The sequence below is a fragment of the Streptomyces sp. NPDC058092 genome (genome assembly GCF_042884935.1).
Taxonomy (GTDB): Bacteria; Actinomycetota; Actinomycetes; order Streptomycetales; family Streptomycetaceae; genus Streptomyces.
The window spans coordinates 66,131-84,011 of sequence record NZ_JBHVSY010000004.1; the positions used below are offsets into that span (position 1 = coordinate 66,131).

The following is a 17,881-nucleotide window of genomic DNA, read 5'->3' on the forward strand; positions in this document are numbered from 1 at the left end:
GACCATGAACGCCGCCTGAACCGCCGAGAGGAGAGCAACACCGTGGCTCCCGCCGATGCGCACACCGACGCCGGTCCCGGACCTGCCCCACAGACCGACACGGGCGCCGAGGACACCCTGGATCTGCCGCTCTCCGAAGAACTCCTCGCCGTGTTCGGGGAGGACGCACCGGCCACCGCCGCACAGCCGCTGCCGCTGAACGGGCCCGCGTCATCCGCACCGGATGACGCGGGCCCGGCCGCGGGCACGCAGCCGACCGTGAACAGGACGGCCTCCTCCGCTCTGCTCGACCACCCGGCCGACTGGGGACCGGTGGCCACCCCGGCCGGTGTGTTCCAACTCGTCCCCGTGCGGCTGGAACGCGACCTCGCCGTGATCAGCCGCTGGATGAACGACCCGGCGGTTGCCGCGTTCTGGGAGCTCGCCGGGTCCGAAGCCGTCACAGCCGCTCATCTGCGTTCTCAGTTCGACGGTGACGGACGCAGCGTCCCGTGCCTCGGCGTGCTGGCCGGCATCCCCATGAGCTATTGGGAGATCTATCGCGCGGATCTCGATCCGCTGGCGCGCCACTACCCCGCTCGCCCGCACGACACCGGAATCCACCTTCTCATCGGTGGCGTGAACGACCGTGGACGCGGCGTCGGTACGACCCTGCTCCGGGCCGTCGCCGACCTCGTACTCGACAACCGCCCCCTGTGCGCGCGGGTTGTCGCGGAGCCCGATCTGCGAAACACCCCCTCCGTCTCCGCCTTCCTGAGTGCCGGCTTCCGCTTCTTCGCGGAAGTCGAACTCCCCGACAAACGAGCTGCCCTGATGGTCCGCGACCGAACCCACCGTGCCCAGCTGTGAACGAACTGAACGCACTGAACGAACCGCTGCAACGCGTACACCGCTCGAACCCCATCGGTTCCACCCGGAGGAGTCCCCGTGCCGAAATATCCTGCGAGCCATGATTCAGCGGAGTCCGAAGCGCTGCCCAGCACGCCAGAACTGAACCGGACGGTCTGGGACGGAGCCGCCGCCCGACTGCTCGCGAAGATGCTCGGTCAATTCGCCTACGAGGAAGTCATCGAGCCACTCGGGCAGGTCGGCGGCGGCGATACGTACATCCTCACGCTCGACGACGGTGGAACGCTGAGTTTCAGAGCCCGGCGGGGTGTGTACGGCGGTTGGCACATCGCCCCCGAGTCGATCCTGGAGACGTCCTGGGGCGCCCGGGAGGCACCGGCCGGAGCGACAGGCGCGAGCGACCGGGACGCGCCGGCAGCACGGCCGCGCTACAGCGACCGGGAGGCACCCACAGAATCGACGCGCGACAGCGGCCGCGGCGCGCCCGCCGATCCGCTGCAGGACCGGAACGCCGTGCCCGTCCCCGTCCGCGGTCCGCGGCAGGACCGGAACGCCGACGCCGTCCCCTTCCGAGATCCGCTGCAGTTCCTCGCCCGCGCTCGCCACCTCCTCGGGATCGACGGCGCCACCCTCGGCCACCTCATCCGCGAGATCACCACCACCCTCGCCGCCGACGCCCGGATCGACCACACCGCGCTCTCCGCCGCCCGGCTGGCCGACCTCGACTACGCCGAGCTGGAAGGGCACCAGACGGGCCACCCTTGGCTCGTGGCCAATAAAGGGCGCCTCGGCTTCTCCGCCACCGACGCCGCCCGCTACACGCCCGAGGCCCGCAGGCCGGTCCGGCTGCCGTGGATCGCTGTTTCCACCCGGATCGCCGCCTACCGCGGAGTGCCCGGCCTGGCGGCTCCCGAGCAGTTGTACGCACAGGAACTCGACCCGTCGGTCCGCGACTCCTTCGCCGCCGTGCTCCGCACCCGCGACCTCGACCCCGACGGCTACCTCTGTCTTCCCGTGCACCCCTGGCAATGGGATGAATGGATCGTTCCGGTCTTCGCCCCGGCCATTGCCGCAGGCGACATCGTCCCGCTCCACGCCGACGCGGACCTCCGGCTTCCGCAGCAGTCCATCCGCACCTTCGCCAATGCGACCCGCCCCGACCGGCACACCGTCAAACTGCCCCTGTCGATCCTCAACACGCTGGTCTGGCGAGGCCTTCCGACCGAACGCACCCTCGCGGCCCCCGCAGTCACCACCTGGGTCCAGGGCCTGCGCGACCGGGACACCTTTCTGCGCGACACCTGCGGCGTCATCCTGCTCGGCGAGGTCGCCTCCGTGACCGTCGAGCATCCGCTCTACGACCACCTCCCCGAGACGCCGTACCAGTTCAAGGAGATCCTCGGCGCGATCTGGCGAGAGCCCCTCCAGCCCCGGCTCGCGCCGGGCGAGCGGGCCCGGACGCTCGCCTCGCTGCTCCACACCGATCCCCAGGGCCGCGCCTTCACGGCCGAGCTCGTCGCCCGCTCGGGACTGACCCCCACCGCCTGGCTGACCCGGCTCTTCGGGGCGCTGCTCCCGCCGCTGCTGCGCTTCCTCTACCGCTACGGCACCGTGTTCTCCCCGCACGGCGAGAACGCCATCGTCGTCTTCGACGAACAGGACGTACCGGTGCGCCTGGCGATCAAGGACTTCGTGGACGATGTGAACATCAGCTCCCAGCCGCTGCCGGAGCACGAGTCGATGCCGCAGGACGTACGCGACATCCTCCTCACGGAGGAGCCCTCCTTCCTCACCCAGTTCATTCACGCCGGACTGTTCATCGGTGTCTTCCGGTTCCTCTCCCCGCTGTGCGAGGAACAGCTCGGAGTTCCGGAGGCCGATTTCTGGTCACTCGTGCGGGCCGAGATCCTGCGGCATCACGCCCGTTTTCCCGAGCTCAAGGAGAGGTTCGAGTTGTTCGACATGCTGACGCCCCGCATCGAACGTCTCTGTCTGAACCGCAACCGTCTGCATGTGGACGGATACCGGGATCGCCCCCGGCGTCCGCACGCGGCGATCCACGGGACTGTTCCGAATCCGCTCCACCCCTCCGTCCGAGTCCGGGAGTGATCGCCGTTGTCAGTGGTGCCCCGTAGGGTGGTCGGGCTATGACGAAGCCATCCCTCCCCGAGCTCCTGCACGCCGCCGTGACCGCCGTCGGCGGTACGGAACGGCCTGGCCAGGCCGCCATGGCCGCGGCTGTTGCCGAGGCCGTCGACGACAACGCCCATCTGCTCGTCCAGGCCGGTACCGGCACGGGCAAGTCCCTCGGCTACCTGGTGCCCGCGCTGGCGCACGGGGAGCGCGTCGTGGTGGCCACGGCGACCCTGGCGCTGCAACGCCAGCTCGTGGAGCGCGACCTTCCGCGTACGGTCGACGCCCTGCATCCGCTGCTGCGCAGGCGCCCCCAGTTCGCCATGCTCAAGGGCCGGTCGAACTACCTCTGCCTTCACCGGCTCCATGAAGGTGTGCCGCAGGACGAGGAGGAGGGGCTCTTCGACCAGTTCGAGGCTGCGGCGCCATCGAGCAAGCTCGGTCAGGATCTCGTCCGCCTGCGGGACTGGTCGGGCGAGACCGAGAGCGGCGATCGTGACGACCTCACCCCGGGCGTCTCCGACCGTGCCTGGGCGCAGATCTCGGTCTCCTCCCGCGAATGCCTGGGCGCAAGCAAGTGCGCGTACGGCGCGGAGTGCTTCGCGGAGCTGGCCCGTGAGCGTGCCAAGCTCGCCGACGTCGTCGTCACCAATCACGCCCTCCTTGCCATCGACGCCATCGAGGGCGCTCCGGTGCTCCCGCAGCACGAGGTACTGATCGTCGACGAGGCGCATGAGCTGGTCTCCAGGGTCACCGGAGTCGCCACCGGCGAGCTCACCCCCGGCCAGGTCAACCGTGCCGTGCGCCGAGCGGCGAAGCTGGTCAACGAGAAAGCCGCCGACGCCCTGCAGACCGCGTCGGAGGGCTTCGAGCGGGTGATGGAGCTGGCGCTGCCCGGCCGTCTGGAGGAGGTCCCAGAGGACCTCGGCTACGCACTGCTGGCGCTCCGCGACGCCGCGCGTACGGTGATCTCGGCCATCGGCGCCACCCGCGACAAGTCCGTCCAGGACGAGGACGCCGTCCGTAAGCAGGCTTTGGCTTCGGTGGAGACGATTCACGGCGTCGCCGAGCGCATCACCCAGGGCTCGGAGTACGACGTCGTCTGGTACGAGCGTCACGACCGTTTCGGCGCCTCCGTGCGGGTCGCCCCGCTCTCCGTCTCCGGACTGCTGCGCGAGAAGCTCTTCGCCGAACGGTCCGTCGTCCTCACCTCGGCCACGCTCAAGCTCGGCGGGGATTTCAACGGAGTGGGGGCGTCGCTCGGACTCGCTCCCGAAGGCACCGTGGGCGACGACATTCCGCAGTGGAAGGGGCTCGACGTAGGGTCGCCGTTCGACTACCCGAAGCAGGGCATCCTGTACGTCGCCAGGCATCTGGCCACGCCCGGTCGCGAGGGTTCCCGCACCGACATGCTGGATGAGCTCGCCGAACTGGTGGAAGCGGCGGGCGGGCGTACCCTCGGGCTGTTCTCGTCCATGCGGGCGGCCCAGGCCGCCGCCGAGGAACTGCGCGGCCGACTCGACAAGCCGATCCTGCTGCAGGGCGAGGAGACCCTCGGAGAGCTGATCAAGAACTTCGCGGCCGATCCCGAGACCTGCCTCTTCGGCACGCTGTCGCTCTGGCAGGGCGTCGATGTGCCCGGGGCCAGCTGCCAGCTGGTGGTGATGGACCGGATCCCGTTCCCACGCCCCGACGACCCGCTGATGAGCGCGCGCCAGAAGGCGGTCGAGGGGGCCGGCGGCAATGGGTTCATGGCTGTCGCGGCGACGCACGCCGCGCTACTGATGGCTCAGGGCGCCGGCCGACTGGTACGGGCCACGGGCGACAAGGGCGTCGTCGCGGTGCTCGATCCGCGGCTGGCCAACGCCCGGTACGGCAGCTACCTGCGTGCCTCGCTGCCCGACTTCTGGTACACCACCGACCGTAGCCAGGCGCGCCGCTCACTCGCGGCCATCGACGCGGCGGCCAAGGCCAACGGCCAGTAGCCCGTCCGCCCCGGGGCCCGGTGTCCGTGGGCCCGGGGCGGACGGTGGCACAGGCAGGCCCCGGGATCGGCGCAGTGGATCCCGGGGCCCGGTCGGAGTCGGCGAGCCTTCACACCCGCCGCAACACCGCCACCACCTTGCCGAGGATCGTCGCCTCGTCGCCAGGGATCGGCTGGTACGCGGAGTTGTGGGGGAGCAGCCACACGTGGCCGTCCTCCCGCTTGAAGCGCTTGACCGTGGCCTCGCCGTCCAGCATGGCTGCCACGATGTCGCCGTTCTCCGCGACGGGCTGCCGGCGCACGGTGACCCAGTCGCCGTCGCAGATCGCCGCCTCGATCATCGAGTCACCGACGACCTTGAGGACGAACAGCTCACCGTCACCGACCAGCTGGCGGGGCAGCGGGAAGACGTCCTCGACCGATTCCTCGGCGAGGATCGGGCCACCCGCTGCGATCCGGCCGACGAGCGGCACATACGAAGCCGCGGGCTTCCCGGTCGTATCGGTGGGCTGCGAGCTGGGCTGGTCCGAACCACGGACCTCGTACGCCCGCGGGCGATGGGGGTCGCGACGGAGGAAGCCCTTGCGCTCCAGGGCCATCAGCTGATGGGCGACGGAGGACGTGCTGGACAGGCCCACCGCCTGACCGATCTCCCGCATCGAGGGCGGGTACCCGCGCCGCTGCACGGAATCCCGGATCACCTCGATCACGCGCCGCTGCCGGTCCGTGAGCCCCGAGCTGTCCGCCCGGATTCCTGGAGGTCGGCCGGGCAGCGAGCGCGCTGGGCGCACGGGTTCCGGTCCCTCCGTGTTCGTGACTGAGTCATTCATGGCATGCACCGGCTCGAGTCGGCTCTGGGAGCGGTCCTGGGCAGTGATGGTGGCACTGTCTGCGGTGGTGGTCACGTCGGCCCCTCTCGAATGGTCTCCCTAGCTGGACAACGGTAGTAGCTTTCGAAAGGTTGCGCCAAACACACGTTCGAGTGAAAAACTAATAAAAGTCTGTCGTGTGTTCACTGCTGGGTGTATGCGCGACGCCGACGCGGCCAGGGCCCCGTTCGCGGCGGCCGGTCGGGCCGACCGTTTGGCCCGGGCCGTCGGCCCGGGCGGCGATTCAGGTCATTACGCTAGCGTCCGCCGGTGCGGCGTCGCCACGCGGGGTCGCCTTCCGGTCGTCGTTCGGGGCCGAGGAGGCTGTGGTCCGGTTCCGGCGGGGGCGTTGTCGGGGTCCGACAGGCGGGGCCCCGCAATCCTGGCAGCCGCGCGGTTCCCGTAACCTCGTGCTCGGCCGTACGCTGCCTGCTGGCCACCCGCGAAGCGCGACACGCGCTAGGGCCGAATGCGCGACCAAACCCAAGATCTAGTGGTTGGATTGCTCCAGCCGCCCAGAAGTTGTGGTCCCCGGTCCGCCGGGAGTGCGGCCATCGCCTATGCTTGAGACTGCTTCGAGGGGCCCTGACGGGCCTCGAAGAGGCTATTCAGTCGTGCTGTGAAGGAGGGTTGGGAGCCATGCACTGCCCCTTCTGCAGGCACCCCGACAGCCGGGTCGTCGACAGTCGAACCACCGATGACGGCACGTCGATCCGCCGTCGCCGTCAGTGCCCCGACTGCTCCCGCCGTTTCACGACGGTGGAGACCTGCTCGCTGATGGTGGTCAAGCGCAGTGGTGTGACCGAACCCTTCAGTCGTACCAAGGTCATCTCCGGCGTGCGCAAGGCATGCCAGGGGCGGCCGGTCACCGAGGACGCCCTCGCCAAGCTCGGCCAGCGGGTCGAGGAGGCGGTGCGTGCCACCGGCAGCGCCGAGCTGACCACCCATGACGTGGGTCTGGCCATCCTCGGCCCCCTGCAGGAACTCGACCTCGTCGCGTACCTGCGTTTCGCGTCCGTGTACCGGGCGTTCGACACACTTGAGGACTTCGAGGCCGCCATCGCGGAGCTCCGCGAGCGGCGGCCTCCCGTGGCGGAACGCGGGACCGGCGAGACCCTTGAGGTCCCCGTGCCCGCCGTCGCCGTCGACTGAACGACACCGGCCGATCGACACGGGTCCGTGGATCGGCGGCAGGCGGCTGTATAGACCTGCTCCGTGTGCTGTGCGCGGCACACGAAGCATCAGAGACAGACTGTGTCCCGGGAAGTTCTGGGCACTTCAGGGCGTTTTTGCCCACATATGGGAGGCGGCATGACAGAGACGGCGAGCGGCCCGGCACGAGGTTCCCGAGCCAAGGGATCCAAGTCGAGCAAGGGTCTGCGTATCGAGCGCATCCACACCACCCCCGGCGTGCATCCGTACGACGAGGTGACGTGGGCGCGCCGTGACGTCGTCATGACCAACTGGCGCGACGGTTCGATCAACTTCGAACAGCGTGGCGTCGAGTTCCCCGACTTCTGGTCGGTGAACGCGGTCAACATCGTCACCAGCAAGTACTTCCGCGGGGCCGTCGGCACCCCGCAGCGCGAGACCGGTCTGCGACAGCTCATCGACCGGATCGTGAAGACGTACCGCAAGGCCGGCGAGGAACACGGCTACTTCGCCTCTCCCGCGGACGCCGAGATCTTCGAGCACGAGCTGGCGTACGCCCTCCTGCACCAGGTCTTCAGTTTCAACTCGCCGGTCTGGTTCAACGTCGGTACGCCCCAGCCGCAGCAGGTCTCGGCCTGCTTCATCCTGGCCGTCGACGACTCCATGGAGTCGATCCTCGACTGGTACAAGGAAGAGGGCATGATCTTCAAGGGCGGCTCCGGCGCCGGCCTGAACCTCTCCCGTATCCGCTCCTCCAAGGAGCTGCTGTCCTCCGGCGGCAACGCCTCCGGACCGGTCTCCTTCATGCGCGGTGCCGACGCCTCCGCCGGAACGATCAAGTCCGGTGGCGCCACCCGACGCGCGGCCAAGATGGTCATTCTCGATGTCGACCACCCCGACATCGAGAACTTCATCGAGACCAAGGTGAAGGAAGAAGAGAAGATCCGCGCCCTGCGCGACGCTGGCTTCGACATGGACCTGGGCGGCGACGACATCACGTCCGTCCAGTACCAGAACGCCAACAACTCGGTCCGGGTGAACGACGAGTTCATGAAGGCCGTCGAGTCCGGCGGCAAGTTCGGGCTGCGTGCCCGGATGACCGGTGACGTCATCGAAGAGGTCGAGGCGAAGTCCCTCTTCCGCAAGATGGCCGAGGCCGCCTGGGCCTGCGCCGACCCGGGCATCCAGTACGACGACACGATCAATCAGTGGCACACCTGCCCGGAGTCCGGCCGGATCAATGGCTCGAACCCGTGCAGCGAGTACATGCACCTGGACAACACCTCGTGCAACCTGGCCTCGCTGAACCTGATGAAGTTCCTCAAGGACGACGGCAAGGGCAGCCAGTCCTTCGAGTCCGAGCGCTTCGCCAAGGTCGTCGAGCTGGTCATCACCGCGATGGACATCTCCATCTGCTTCGCCGACTTCCCGACGCAGAAGATCGGTGAGAACACCCGCGCCTTCCGTCAGCTGGGCATCGGTTACGCCAACCTCGGCGCCCTGCTGATGGCGACCGGCCACGCGTACGACAGCGACGGCGGCCGCGCTCTCGCCGGTGCCATCACCTCGCTGATGACCGGCACCTCGTACAAGCGCTCCGCGGAGCTCGCGGCGGTCGTCGGTCCGTACGAGGGCTACGCCCGCAACGCCGAGCCGCACCAGCGCGTCATGAAGCAGCACGCCGATGCCAACGCCGTGGCCGTCCACATGGACGACCTGGACAACTCGATCTGGGCCGCCGCGACGGAGGCCTGGCAGGACGTCGTCCGCCTCGGCGCGAAGAACGGTTTCCGCAACGCGCAGGCCTCGGTCATCGCACCCACCGGCACCATCGGTCTCGCGATGTCCTGCGACACCACCGGCCTCGAGCCCGACCTCGCCCTGGTCAAGTTCAAGAAGCTCGTCGGCGGCGGCTCGATGCAGATCGTCAACGGAACCGTCCCGCAGGCCCTGCGCCGCCTGGGCTACCAGGAGGAGCAGATCGAGGCGATCGTCGCCCACGTCGCCGAGCACGGCAATGTGATCGACGCCCCCGGTCTCAAGACCGAGCACTACGAGGTCTTCGACTGCGCGATGGGCGAGCGTTCCATCTCCGCGATGGGCCACGTGCGCATGATGGCCGCTATCCAGCCGTGGATCTCCGGCGCGCTCTCCAAGACGGTCAACCTGCCGGAGACGGCCACCGTCGAGGACGTCGAAGAGGTCTACTTCGAGGCGTGGAAGATGGGCGTCAAGGCGCTCGCGATCTACCGCGACAACTGCAAGGTCGGCCAGCCACTCTCTGCGAAGACCAAGGAGAAGGAGAAGGCCGAGGTCACGACCAAGGCCGAGGAGACCATCCGCAGCGCGGTCGAGAAGGTTGTCGAGTACCGCCCGGTCCGCAAGCGCCTCCCCAAGGGCCGTCCCGGCATCACCACCTCCTTCACGGTGGGCGGCGCCGAGGGCTACATGACTGCCAATTCCTACCCGGACGACGGTCTCGGCGAGGTCTTCCTGAAGATGTCCAAGCAGGGTTCCACCCTCGCGGGCATGATGGACGCCTTCTCCATCGCCGTCTCGGTCGGTCTGCAGTACGGCGTCCCGCTGGAGACGTACGTCTCGAAGTTCACCAACATGCGCTTCGAGCCGGCCGGCATGACGGACGACCCGGACGTGCGGATGGCGCAGTCGATCGTCGACTACATCTTCCGCCGCCTCGCGCTGGACTTCCTGCCCTTCGAGACCCGCTCGGCACTCGGCATCCACTCGGCCGAGGAGCGTCAGCGCCACCTCGACACCGGTTCGTACGAGCCCTCCCTGGAGGACGACGAACTGGACGTCGAAGGCCTGGCCCAGTCCGCCCCGGTGCGGACGGAGCCCCTGAAGGCGGTGGCCCCTGTGCAGGAGGCCGAGAAGCCGGCGCCGAAGACGGCGCACACCTCGGCGGAGCTCGTCGAGATGCAGCTGGGCATCAGCGCGGACGCACCGCTCTGCTTCTCCTGCGGTACGAAGATGCAGCGCGCCGGATCCTGCTACATCTGCGAGGGCTGCGGTTCGACCAGCGGTTGCAGCTGAAAATGAGCGGAATTGCGGCTGATGCAACATTGAGCATCCGCCGCTGAGGGCGCTGTGCTGCACTTGAGAGAGGGTGCCGACCATCGGTCGGCACCCTCTCCTGCGTCTTGGACCCGCGGAGACAAGGGGCGTCGCGTAAGCGATGCATCGATGTTGCGTTCAATGCATCGTGACGAGAGCAGCTGATCCACCAGTTTCAGCGTCCTTGGTGCGGCCTCTGGGGTCGTGCATCTCGATGCGGTTCCAGACGTGTTCGAGGCGATGTCGGACGGCTGGGCCATGCAGCAGCGGACCCGGTTCCTGAAGGCGCGGACGATCCAGTCCCGTATCGATCCCGTATGGTGCTTCGCGGTTTTCACCCACGAGTACCCGTGGCAGTGGCAGGCCGCAGAGGTCGAGGCGTTCATCGACCACCTGCGGTCGGGACAGCGGCCCATCGTGGTCTCGACTCGTGGTCTCGACCGCCCGGGGCTGCCAGAACGCCCTACGGCTGTTCATGGAGTACATCACCGACGCCCGGTATGCGTGGCCGCGCGAATGCGAAGACAATCCGTAGGCCCGGCAGTACGGCCGGTGCGGCGTCTTCTACGTCCGGCGGGGCAGGTCGTCCAAGGGCAGTCCGCCCCGGCGGGCCGTGCTCACCGTTCCGGAAACGGACTGGATCGTTTCCGTGCTGGAGCAGTGGCTCGATGAGGTCCGGCCCGTCTTCAGCCCGGGGAAGTTTCCGGTGATGTGGGTCACCGAGCGTCAGAGCCGCCTCCCATCGCCAGGCTGATCCGTCCTTACGCGTCCTGGCCGGTGCCGCGTCGGGCCCGTGGCCGCAGCAAAGGGCGGGCTTCCGCGCCGAGCGTCCGCAAGTCCGCCCGCTCCCGTATCCTCATCACCGTCAGGTTCCTGAACCGGCTCGACGAACAGCAGTTGAGCCTGGTCACGATCACACTGGCGCATATGGATGCCTGGCCGGACGCCGGTACTACCGTCCAGCTTCGCCGCCCCGACTTCCTGCACTGGGCCGATAGCCGCCGCCTCGCCCCGAAACTCCACGTTCCGTGGCTCGGCAGCCAGGAGGACCCCGGTGACATCCTCGATGGCCAGGAACGGTGGCGACTGCTCAGGCGCTGCCTCACCGAAGAGGCCATTCCGCTGCACCGGCGAGCCGCTGGCTCTCTCGTCCTGCTGTACGGCCAACGGCCACAGCACATTGTCATGCTCACCCGTTCCCTTGTCATGACACGCGGCGGGGACACGTACCTCACGCTCGACCGCCACCCTGTGCTGTTGCCGCCTCCGCCTCGGCGGGACTTGTCCAGTGGCTCGCCGAGGCTGAGCCGTTCGGCCGCCGCCCCGTCATCCGGGACCACGAATCGGGTGGTGAGCTGCTGTTCCTCGGCCTTCGCCCCGGATCGCGCATGGACTACGGCTGCCTCACCAACCAGCTGAACGCCTTCGGAATCCGCGTCCGACCGGCGCGCAACAGTGCCTTGTGCTCGTTGGCCGCTGATCTCCCCGCCCCGGTGGTCGCCGAGCTGCCCGGCGTCCGCATAACCACCGCAGTCCTCTGGGGCAGACTCGGAAAGCGGGGCTGGTTCACCTTCCTCGCGGCACGTTCCGACGACGGGTGACAGCAGCTCGACCCCTATGCGGATCCCGAAGGCGAAGTGGCCTGGGGCCCCTGGGAAGTGTCCCCCCCGTGGGGGTAATTCGAAGGCGGCCATGGTTCACGGCTGCATAGGCTCCCTCCATGCCGAGCTCAGAACTTCAGCGGGTCAACGCCTTCCTGTCCACCTTCGCCCGCCGCCAGGCCGCGCACATCGTCGACCTCCCTGGCGGGTTCGCTGTATATGACGACGCCTTCGCCCATTCCCGCGCGAACAACCAGGTCATTATCGACACGGCTGTCGATTCCGAGGCGCTGCCCGCCATCGCGGAGGAGGCACTGGGGCATCTGCCACACCGAATGATCTCCGTCCTTGACGACGAAGTCGGAAGGGCGTGCGCAGAGCCGCTGATCCGGGCCGGATACACCCACTCCACCTATCTGGTCATGCTGCACGCAGGCCCGGTGCCGGCCGGCAGACCTGCGGAGGAGATGGACCTCGACGCGATACGTACTCCACTCACCCGGCGATGGCGGGGCTTCCTTCCGGATGCCGACGACGAGGTCATACGCCACCTCGTGGACCGACGCGAGGCTCGCCGCCGCGGGGCCGACGTCGTTCACTTCCTCGGTGCCCGCACGGAGGAGGGCGAGGTCGCCTCATGGGCCGACCTCTATCTGGACCCGGCAACCGGCACAGCCCAGATCGAGGACCTGATCACCTCCGAGGCCCACCTCAGGCGCGGTTACGCCGACGCCGTCCTGACCACCGCCCTGCGCCTGGCCGCCGACGAGGACTGCGGTACCCGGTTCCTGACCGCCGATGCGGCGGACTGGCCGCGCCACTGGTACGAGCGCCGCGGCTTCTCCGTCATCGGCAACTCGCACTGCTTCGAACGCGGCTGATTGCGAGACAACCCGATTCCGTGCCTAGCCGTCTCCATCGACGATCCTGCGGGCGGGCCGAGAAACTTGCCGAGCAACTCGTGGCGGGCGACCCACGGCAGGCTGCCGAAGTCTGCGGTGGGTGGCCAGAGTTCGCAAGCCGGGCCGGCTACCCCTGGCCGCGGCGGCGGCGAGTCTGAACACGGGGAATAACGCACGCCGGTGATAAGCGATCTCCACCAGTACGCCGGGCGCCATCGCGTGGGGCACCCCGGCCGATCCAGCACGCGCGCCGACGTAGTGGGCGCGGCTAGCTGATCAGCGGCTCGTACGAAGGGGACCGACCAACGATCGGTCCCCTTCGTCGTGCCGCAGTTGCCAGGACCGGGACCGTTCGGCCGGATGCCGTGCGGACCGTGTCCCGCGAGGCGTCAGGCTCCGGGCTTACGGCTTCCCATCATTCCGGCGAACGAATCGGGGTCGCCGTCGAAGCCCCGGACCGTAGCGTGGAACTCCCAGACACCGGAGGCGCTGCGGACGAACTCTGCGACGGTTGCCGCGGTGGCGGCGCCGATCGCGGAGAAATCGTCCTCCGCCAGATTCGTGTAGCCCTCCCGGACCTGTACACCGGTATTCGCTATCTCGGCGAATGTCCTGTGGCCGTCGCGCTGCTGAATGGCGACTCCGACGACGACCCGGGTGTAGGCGGTCGACAACCGGCCCAGTTCCAGCGTCATCACCTCGTCGAAACCGAATCCCTGGCCGGTCCTGCTGTCGCGGTTGAGGGTGATGGTGCCGTCCGGCGAGCGGCTGTCGAAGTGCACGAGATACGCGGGACTGCCATACGGCGCATCCGCGAGGTAGGTCGCCGCGATGATGTCGAGGTCATGGGCCGGGGCACCCGGAGGACTGGGATCCCATTTGAGCCTGACTTCGACCTTCTTGATGTCCTTGTTGGGCGTGCTCATCGGACTTCCCTCCTTGGTTCGCCGCTGGGTCGTCGGGCCGTTCACCACTCGATCATGTCCGTAACGGACCGTGGATCCAACCGGCTTGGCCGGCGACGACGGAATCGGGCCACTGTATCGATCGACGGTTCGGCGTTCGCCGGTTCGCTGGTTCAGTGTGGAATACGGCGAGGCGGTCGCTGCCGGACCTCCTCGCGGAAGGCCTCGATGGCGCTGCTGACCTGACGGATGAGATGGGTGTGCTCGATGCGGTCGAGATAGAGGCAGTTGCGGGCCACTCCGTCCAGTTCGAAGGCGAAGCAGAGCGTCATCAGAGGGTTGATGAACAGTTCGCTGCCACGGGTGCGCGAGGTGAACTGCACGTCCCCGAAGGCTCCTTGGGCGGCTGCGGCAATCGACCCGTTGACGATGCTGGGGTGATCGGGGGTGTGGTGGTGCGCGTGCGCCACCGCGTCGACGAAGAGGGCGCCTTCTCGAGTATTACGGGATACGGAGAACGCGCCGAGGCATGAACCGTCGCGTTCGAGAGCGGCGATGTTCTCCAGCACGAGGCCGTGACTCACCCCGTGATACGCGTCGACGCCGAAGCCGATGGACACAACCAGGCGTTCCGGTACGTCGATCGGGGCGAGCGCGGCGACGCTGGCGAGGTCCTCCTCCGGAGTGCCGAGGCCGGATTCGTCGCCGTGCATCAGGATGTCCGTACCGCCGTCGACCAGGACGACCGCATCGATGTCGTACTTCTCGATCAACGCCCGGTAGGCGGCTCGCAGCGGTTGCACGCCCACTCGGGAGAAGGCATGCACATTGCTCGGGTAGCCGTGCAGGGCGAGCCACTGGGCGAGAGTGCGTTCCGGGAAGTAGGCCTGATGGAGGGCTGTTTCGGGGGTGATGACGGCGACGTCCGGCGCGAGCCAGGCATCGAGGGGCAGTCCTTCGAGAGCGCTGAAAGACAGATTGGCGAGTTGGACCTGCTTGCCCTGGTGGATCAGGGAGAGCGCGATGGGGAGTCCCGCATAGATGTCGAACCCGCCTCCGGCCCCCGCAACGAGGATGCGTTGCGCGGATTCGAGTCGGGAGAACAGGGGGTTGGTGTGCAGCGAGGCCATGGAGATCATTCTGCGTTTCACGGCGATTGGTTCGGGTGTACTCCATCAGAGCGTGACCCGCGCCATGTTCGGCACCGTACGATGGCGCGGTGCTGGTCAAGTGGATTCGTTGCACCGTGGTGGACCGTCGAGGTTTTGAACGGGGACAGCGAAAGTGGGCGGGGCTGCTGGGTGAGCCGGGATTCAGGGGACAGGGCGGCGGGTGGAGCCGAGGGCGTCCTGAAGTGGCGCATGTCTTCGCCTTCTGGGAGAACCGCGTCTTCTACGACTCGTTCATGGCGCGTGCCCACGACCGGCTGGCCGCCGAGCAGTCCGGCACGTACAGCAGCATCCAGGTCAAGCTGTTCGAGTACCGCTTCGATGTGAAGACCGGCTTCGAGCCGCGCTTCACCGATGCGGATGTCGTCAGGGTGGCGCACAGCAAGGTGCACGAGGACCGGGTCGAGCATTTCGCATTGATGCAGGAGAGGGTGTGGAACCCGGCGATGGCCGGATCTCCGGGGATGCTGCGGGGTGTGTTCGGGGAGGCGCCGGGGCACGAGTTCCTTGTGTTGTCCATGTGGCAGTCGAGCGCCGAGCGTGGCAAGTACCGGGCGGGGAGCATCGAGCGGCTGACGCAACGGGCGCAGACCGAGGACGATGTGGCGGCCGTGGCGGGAGACGTGGTGCAGCTCGAGCCGTCCTGGACGGTGTGATCGGCCGTACGGATGGTGCGGGGCGGCCGGGCGGGGCGGGCGATCGGCCGAGCCGGGTTCGATCGGATGACCGGTGCGGTCGAGGTTGTGCACGTGGGCGATTCGGCCGCTGATCAGGCGGGTTCGGCCGAGGTGGGCGGGGTGTTGAAGACGCCCGCTCGGGCAGCTGCCAGCGCCGCGTCCGCGGCTTGGTCGGCCAGCCTCTCGTCGATGGGTTCACGGGTGATGAACAGCCTGAAGAACAAGGGTGAGGTCACTGCCCTGACCAGCGCTCCTGCGTCCGTGCGCCGGTCCAGTTCGTCGCGCGCGACAGCCCGCGCGACGATGGCCTCGCAGCGGGTGAACCGCTCAGCATAGAAGCCGCTCAGCGCCTCGGCGGCGCGCCGGGACTGGAAGGCCGCGGCGATGAACGCGGTCGGCGCGGCCGCTGCGGCGGGGTCGGTGAAGGCGGCGGCTGTCGTGTGCGCCAGGGCGCGAAGATCTCCCGCCAGGGTTTCGGTGTCGGGCGGTGTCCAGCTGTTCTCGCCGGCCAGGTCCAGGGCATCCACGACCAGTCCTTCGAGGTTTCCCCAGCGGCGGTAGAGGGTCGTCTTGTGGATGCCGGAATGCTCAGCGATGTATTCGACGGAGAGGCCCGGGTAGCCATGTTCGACGAGCCCGGTGAGGACGGCATCCCGGACCGCCGCGCGGGTGCGAGCGGTGCGACCTCCGGGGCGACGGGTACCGGGGGCGAGCGGGGCTGCCGGAACGGCGGTCTCCGGGGCTGCTTTTCGTCCAGTCAATTGCTACTCCTGTTGCGTTAGTGCGTTCCAGTGTGCCACACTCATGCTTAATGCGACAGCGATTGCGTTTATGTACAGTCGCTGGGCGGCTCGGGGCTGTTCTCGGCAGTTCCCTGCTGGTCGGTGTTGTTTCCGCTGCCTGTTGGCTGTCCGAGTTCGGAGGTGCCCGTGCCCACACAGATTTCACTGCGCGATGTCACCGTGACCCGCGGTGAAAGGCTGCTGCTCGACGATGTCTCACTGACCGTGCGCCCAGGTGAGCGGATCGGCATCGTGGGGGAGAACGGCGCGGGGAAGACGACTCTGCTTGGCCTGCTCGCCGGCTTGGAACGGCCGGATTCCGGTGAGGTGTGCACGGCGGCCGACGGCGGGACGGGGCTGCTGGCGCAGACGCCAAGGCTGCCGCCGGACAGCACAGTCCAGGACGTGATCGACGATGCCCTTGCGGAACTGCGGACCATGGAGCAGAAGTTGCGAGAGGCCGAAGCGGAACTCGGTACGGCCGGCCGCGCCGCTCTCGCCGCCTACGGAGACCTGCTCACGGCGTTCGAACTACGCGGGGGATACGAAGCGGACGCGCGTGTCGACAAGGCGATGCACGGCCTCGGTCTGGCACGCATCGGGCCGGCCAGGCGGCTCGGCAGTCTCTCCGGCGGCGAGCAGGCGCGGCTCGGCATCGCCTGCCTGATCGCGGCGTCCCCCGAGGTGATGCTGCTCGACGAACCCACCAATCATCTGGACGGAGCCGCTCTCGACTGGCTGGAGGGCGCATTGCTGTCCCATCCCGGCACGGTGATCGCCGTGTCCCATGACCGGATCTTCCTTGAGCGCGTGACCACAGCGGTGCTGGAGGTCGACTCCGACCGTCGGACGGTCGTGCGCTACGGCGGTGGATACGAGGGATTCCGGACCGAACAGGCCGCCGCACGGCGACGCTGGGAGCAGTCCTATGCGCAGTGGTGCGAGGAGACGGCGCACCTGGAGGAGTACACATCGACCACCGCTCACGATGTCGCGGCCGGCCGCGACATCAAGGACAACAACAAGATGGCGTACGACCGGGCCGCGGGCCGGGTTCAGGCCTCGGTGTCCGGGCGGATCCGCAATGCCCGCAAGCGCCTGGAGCGGCTGAGGGAGGAGTCCGTCCCCAGGCCCCCGGACCCGCTGCGCTTCACCGCTCGGCCCACGGCAGGTGCGACCGAAGGGGAGCTGGTGTCCCTGACGGGTATACGGGTCGGTGATCGGCTCGCAGTCGACCGGCTCTCCGTGGCGGCGGGCGACAGACTGCTGATTCACGGCGGCAACGGAGCGGGGAAGTCGACTTTGCTCCGCGTCATGGCGGGCGTGCTCGAACCGGAAGCGGGCCGCGTGGTCCGGCGGGGCGGAATCGGCTACCTCGCGCAGGAGACACCTACGCACCGACCCGCGGAGCGGGTGCTCGCGACATTCGGCCGGGGCCTGCCACTCACCGACGACGAGCAGGCAGAACTGCTGCTCTCGTACGGACTGTTCCGGTCTCGGGATCTCCAGCTGTCGGTAGGATCGCTGTCCGCCGGGCAGCGCAGACGTCTCGCCCTCGCCCGACTGCTGGCCAGGCCCGCGGACCTGCTGCTGCTCGACGAGCCCGCGAATCACCTGGCCCTCGGACTTGTGCAGGAGCTGGAAGAAGCGCTGGCTTACTGGCAGGGCGCGCTGGTGGTGGTCTCCCATGACAGGGCGCTGCGCCGCCGCTTCACGGGCGACATCCGTCGGATGGAGTCCGGACAACTGCTCGAATGAGCCGCAGTCGATCTAGGGTCGGTAC

General features: G+C 68.2%; 13 protein-coding genes. 9 read left to right on the forward strand and 4 right to left on the reverse strand.

The window, feature by feature from the left end:
- The first annotated feature begins 42 nt into the window (after positions 1-42).
- From ACFVV1_RS08655 to ACFVV1_RS08665, 3 genes are all read left to right on the forward strand, one after another.
- The gene (locus ACFVV1_RS08655) at positions 43-849 is read left to right on the forward strand and encodes a GNAT family N-acetyltransferase (RefSeq protein ID WP_389986557.1); all 807 of its coding nucleotides are present in this window, start codon (positions 43-45) and stop codon (positions 847-849) included.
- Between the two features lie 78 nt (positions 850-927).
- Positions 928-2,958 (forward strand): IucA/IucC family protein, encoded by a 2,031-nt coding sequence (locus tag ACFVV1_RS08660; RefSeq protein WP_389986560.1) that lies wholly within the window; start codon positions 928-930, stop codon positions 2,956-2,958.
- Between the two features lie 38 nt (positions 2,959-2,996).
- A complete protein-coding gene (locus ACFVV1_RS08665; protein WP_389986562.1) occupies positions 2,997-4,967 on the forward strand; it encodes an ATP-dependent DNA helicase in 1,971 nt (656 codons plus the stop codon).
- Positions 4,968-5,076: 109 nt separating this feature from the next.
- Here ACFVV1_RS08665 and lexA read toward each other — a convergent pair whose 3' ends face one another.
- Positions 5,077-5,871, reverse strand: coding sequence for a transcriptional repressor LexA (lexA, locus tag ACFVV1_RS08670; RefSeq protein WP_093898912.1), 795 nt, complete (start codon positions 5,869-5,871; stop codon positions 5,077-5,079).
- A gap of 603 nt (positions 5,872-6,474) precedes the next feature.
- On the opposite strand from lexA, the gene nrdR reads away from it, so the two are divergent.
- From nrdR to ACFVV1_RS08690, 4 genes are all read left to right on the forward strand, one after another.
- Positions 6,475-6,987, forward strand: a complete 513-nt coding sequence (gene nrdR / locus ACFVV1_RS08675) for a transcriptional regulator NrdR (protein ID WP_389986566.1) — start codon at positions 6,475-6,477, stop codon at positions 6,985-6,987.
- A 159-nt stretch (positions 6,988-7,146) separates the two neighbouring features.
- Positions 7,147-10,041: a vitamin B12-dependent ribonucleotide reductase gene (locus tag ACFVV1_RS08680; protein ID WP_389986569.1), complete on the forward strand. Its 2,895-nt coding sequence runs from the start codon at positions 7,147-7,149 to the stop codon at positions 10,039-10,041.
- A gap of 1,409 nt (positions 10,042-11,450) precedes the next feature.
- Positions 11,451-11,663 carry a hypothetical protein gene (locus ACFVV1_RS08685; RefSeq protein ID WP_389986572.1) on the forward strand — a complete coding sequence of 71 codons (213 nt, stop codon included), beginning with the start codon at positions 11,451-11,453 and terminating at the stop codon, positions 11,661-11,663.
- Between the two features lie 119 nt (positions 11,664-11,782).
- Positions 11,783-12,544 (forward strand): GNAT family N-acetyltransferase, encoded by a 762-nt coding sequence (locus ACFVV1_RS08690; protein ID WP_389986575.1) that lies wholly within the window; start codon positions 11,783-11,785, stop codon positions 12,542-12,544.
- 410 nt (positions 12,545-12,954) lie between these two features.
- On the opposite strand, the gene ACFVV1_RS08695 is transcribed toward ACFVV1_RS08690, so the two are convergent.
- Together ACFVV1_RS08695 and ACFVV1_RS08700 are read right to left on the reverse strand one after the other, a co-directional pair.
- Positions 12,955-13,491: a TerD family protein gene (locus ACFVV1_RS08695; RefSeq protein WP_389986578.1), complete on the reverse strand. Its 537-nt coding sequence runs from the start codon at positions 13,489-13,491 to the stop codon at positions 12,955-12,957.
- A 152-nt stretch (positions 13,492-13,643) separates the two neighbouring features.
- A complete protein-coding gene (locus tag ACFVV1_RS08700; RefSeq protein ID WP_389986580.1) occupies positions 13,644-14,600 on the reverse strand; it encodes a DUF1152 domain-containing protein in 957 nt (318 codons plus the stop codon).
- 89 nt (positions 14,601-14,689) lie between these two features.
- Between ACFVV1_RS08700 and ACFVV1_RS08705 the strand changes: the two genes are divergently transcribed.
- A complete protein-coding gene (locus tag ACFVV1_RS08705; protein ID WP_389986583.1) occupies positions 14,690-15,295 on the forward strand; it encodes a YdbC family protein in 606 nt (201 codons plus the stop codon).
- Between the two features lie 113 nt (positions 15,296-15,408).
- On the opposite strand, the gene ACFVV1_RS08710 is transcribed toward ACFVV1_RS08705, so the two are convergent.
- On the reverse strand, positions 15,409-16,077 hold the full coding sequence (locus ACFVV1_RS08710) for a TetR/AcrR family transcriptional regulator C-terminal ligand-binding domain-containing protein (RefSeq protein WP_389986586.1): 669 nt from the start codon (positions 16,075-16,077) through the stop codon (positions 15,409-15,411).
- Positions 16,078-16,245: 168 nt separating this feature from the next.
- On the opposite strand from ACFVV1_RS08710, the gene ACFVV1_RS08715 reads away from it, so the two are divergent.
- Positions 16,246-17,856, forward strand: coding sequence for an ABC-F family ATP-binding cassette domain-containing protein (locus tag ACFVV1_RS08715; protein WP_389986589.1), 1,611 nt, complete (start codon positions 16,246-16,248; stop codon positions 17,854-17,856).
- Positions 17,857-17,881 lie beyond the last annotated feature (25 nt).

What these genes read in the sequence shown, in the direction of transcription:
- ACFVV1_RS08680 (WP_389986569.1), top strand. Translation starts at nt 7,147, where the DNA reads ATGACAGAGACGGCGAGCGGCCCGGCACGAGGTTCCCGAGCCAAGGGA.
- ACFVV1_RS08685 (WP_389986572.1), top strand. Translation starts at nt 11,451, where the DNA reads ATGGACTACGGCTGCCTCACCAACCAGCTGAACGCCTTCGGAATCCGC.
- ACFVV1_RS08700 (WP_389986580.1), bottom strand. Translation starts at nt 14,600, where the DNA reads ATGGCCTCGCTGCACACCAACCCCCTGTTCTCCCGACTCGAATCCGCG.
- ACFVV1_RS08665 (WP_389986562.1), top strand. Translation starts at nt 2,997, where the DNA reads ATGACGAAGCCATCCCTCCCCGAGCTCCTGCACGCCGCCGTGACCGCC.
- nrdR (WP_389986566.1), top strand. Translation starts at nt 6,475, where the DNA reads ATGCACTGCCCCTTCTGCAGGCACCCCGACAGCCGGGTCGTCGACAGT.
- ACFVV1_RS08695 (WP_389986578.1), bottom strand. Translation starts at nt 13,491, where the DNA reads ATGAGCACGCCCAACAAGGACATCAAGAAGGTCGAAGTCAGGCTCAAA.
- ACFVV1_RS08690 (WP_389986575.1), top strand. Translation starts at nt 11,783, where the DNA reads ATGCCGAGCTCAGAACTTCAGCGGGTCAACGCCTTCCTGTCCACCTTC.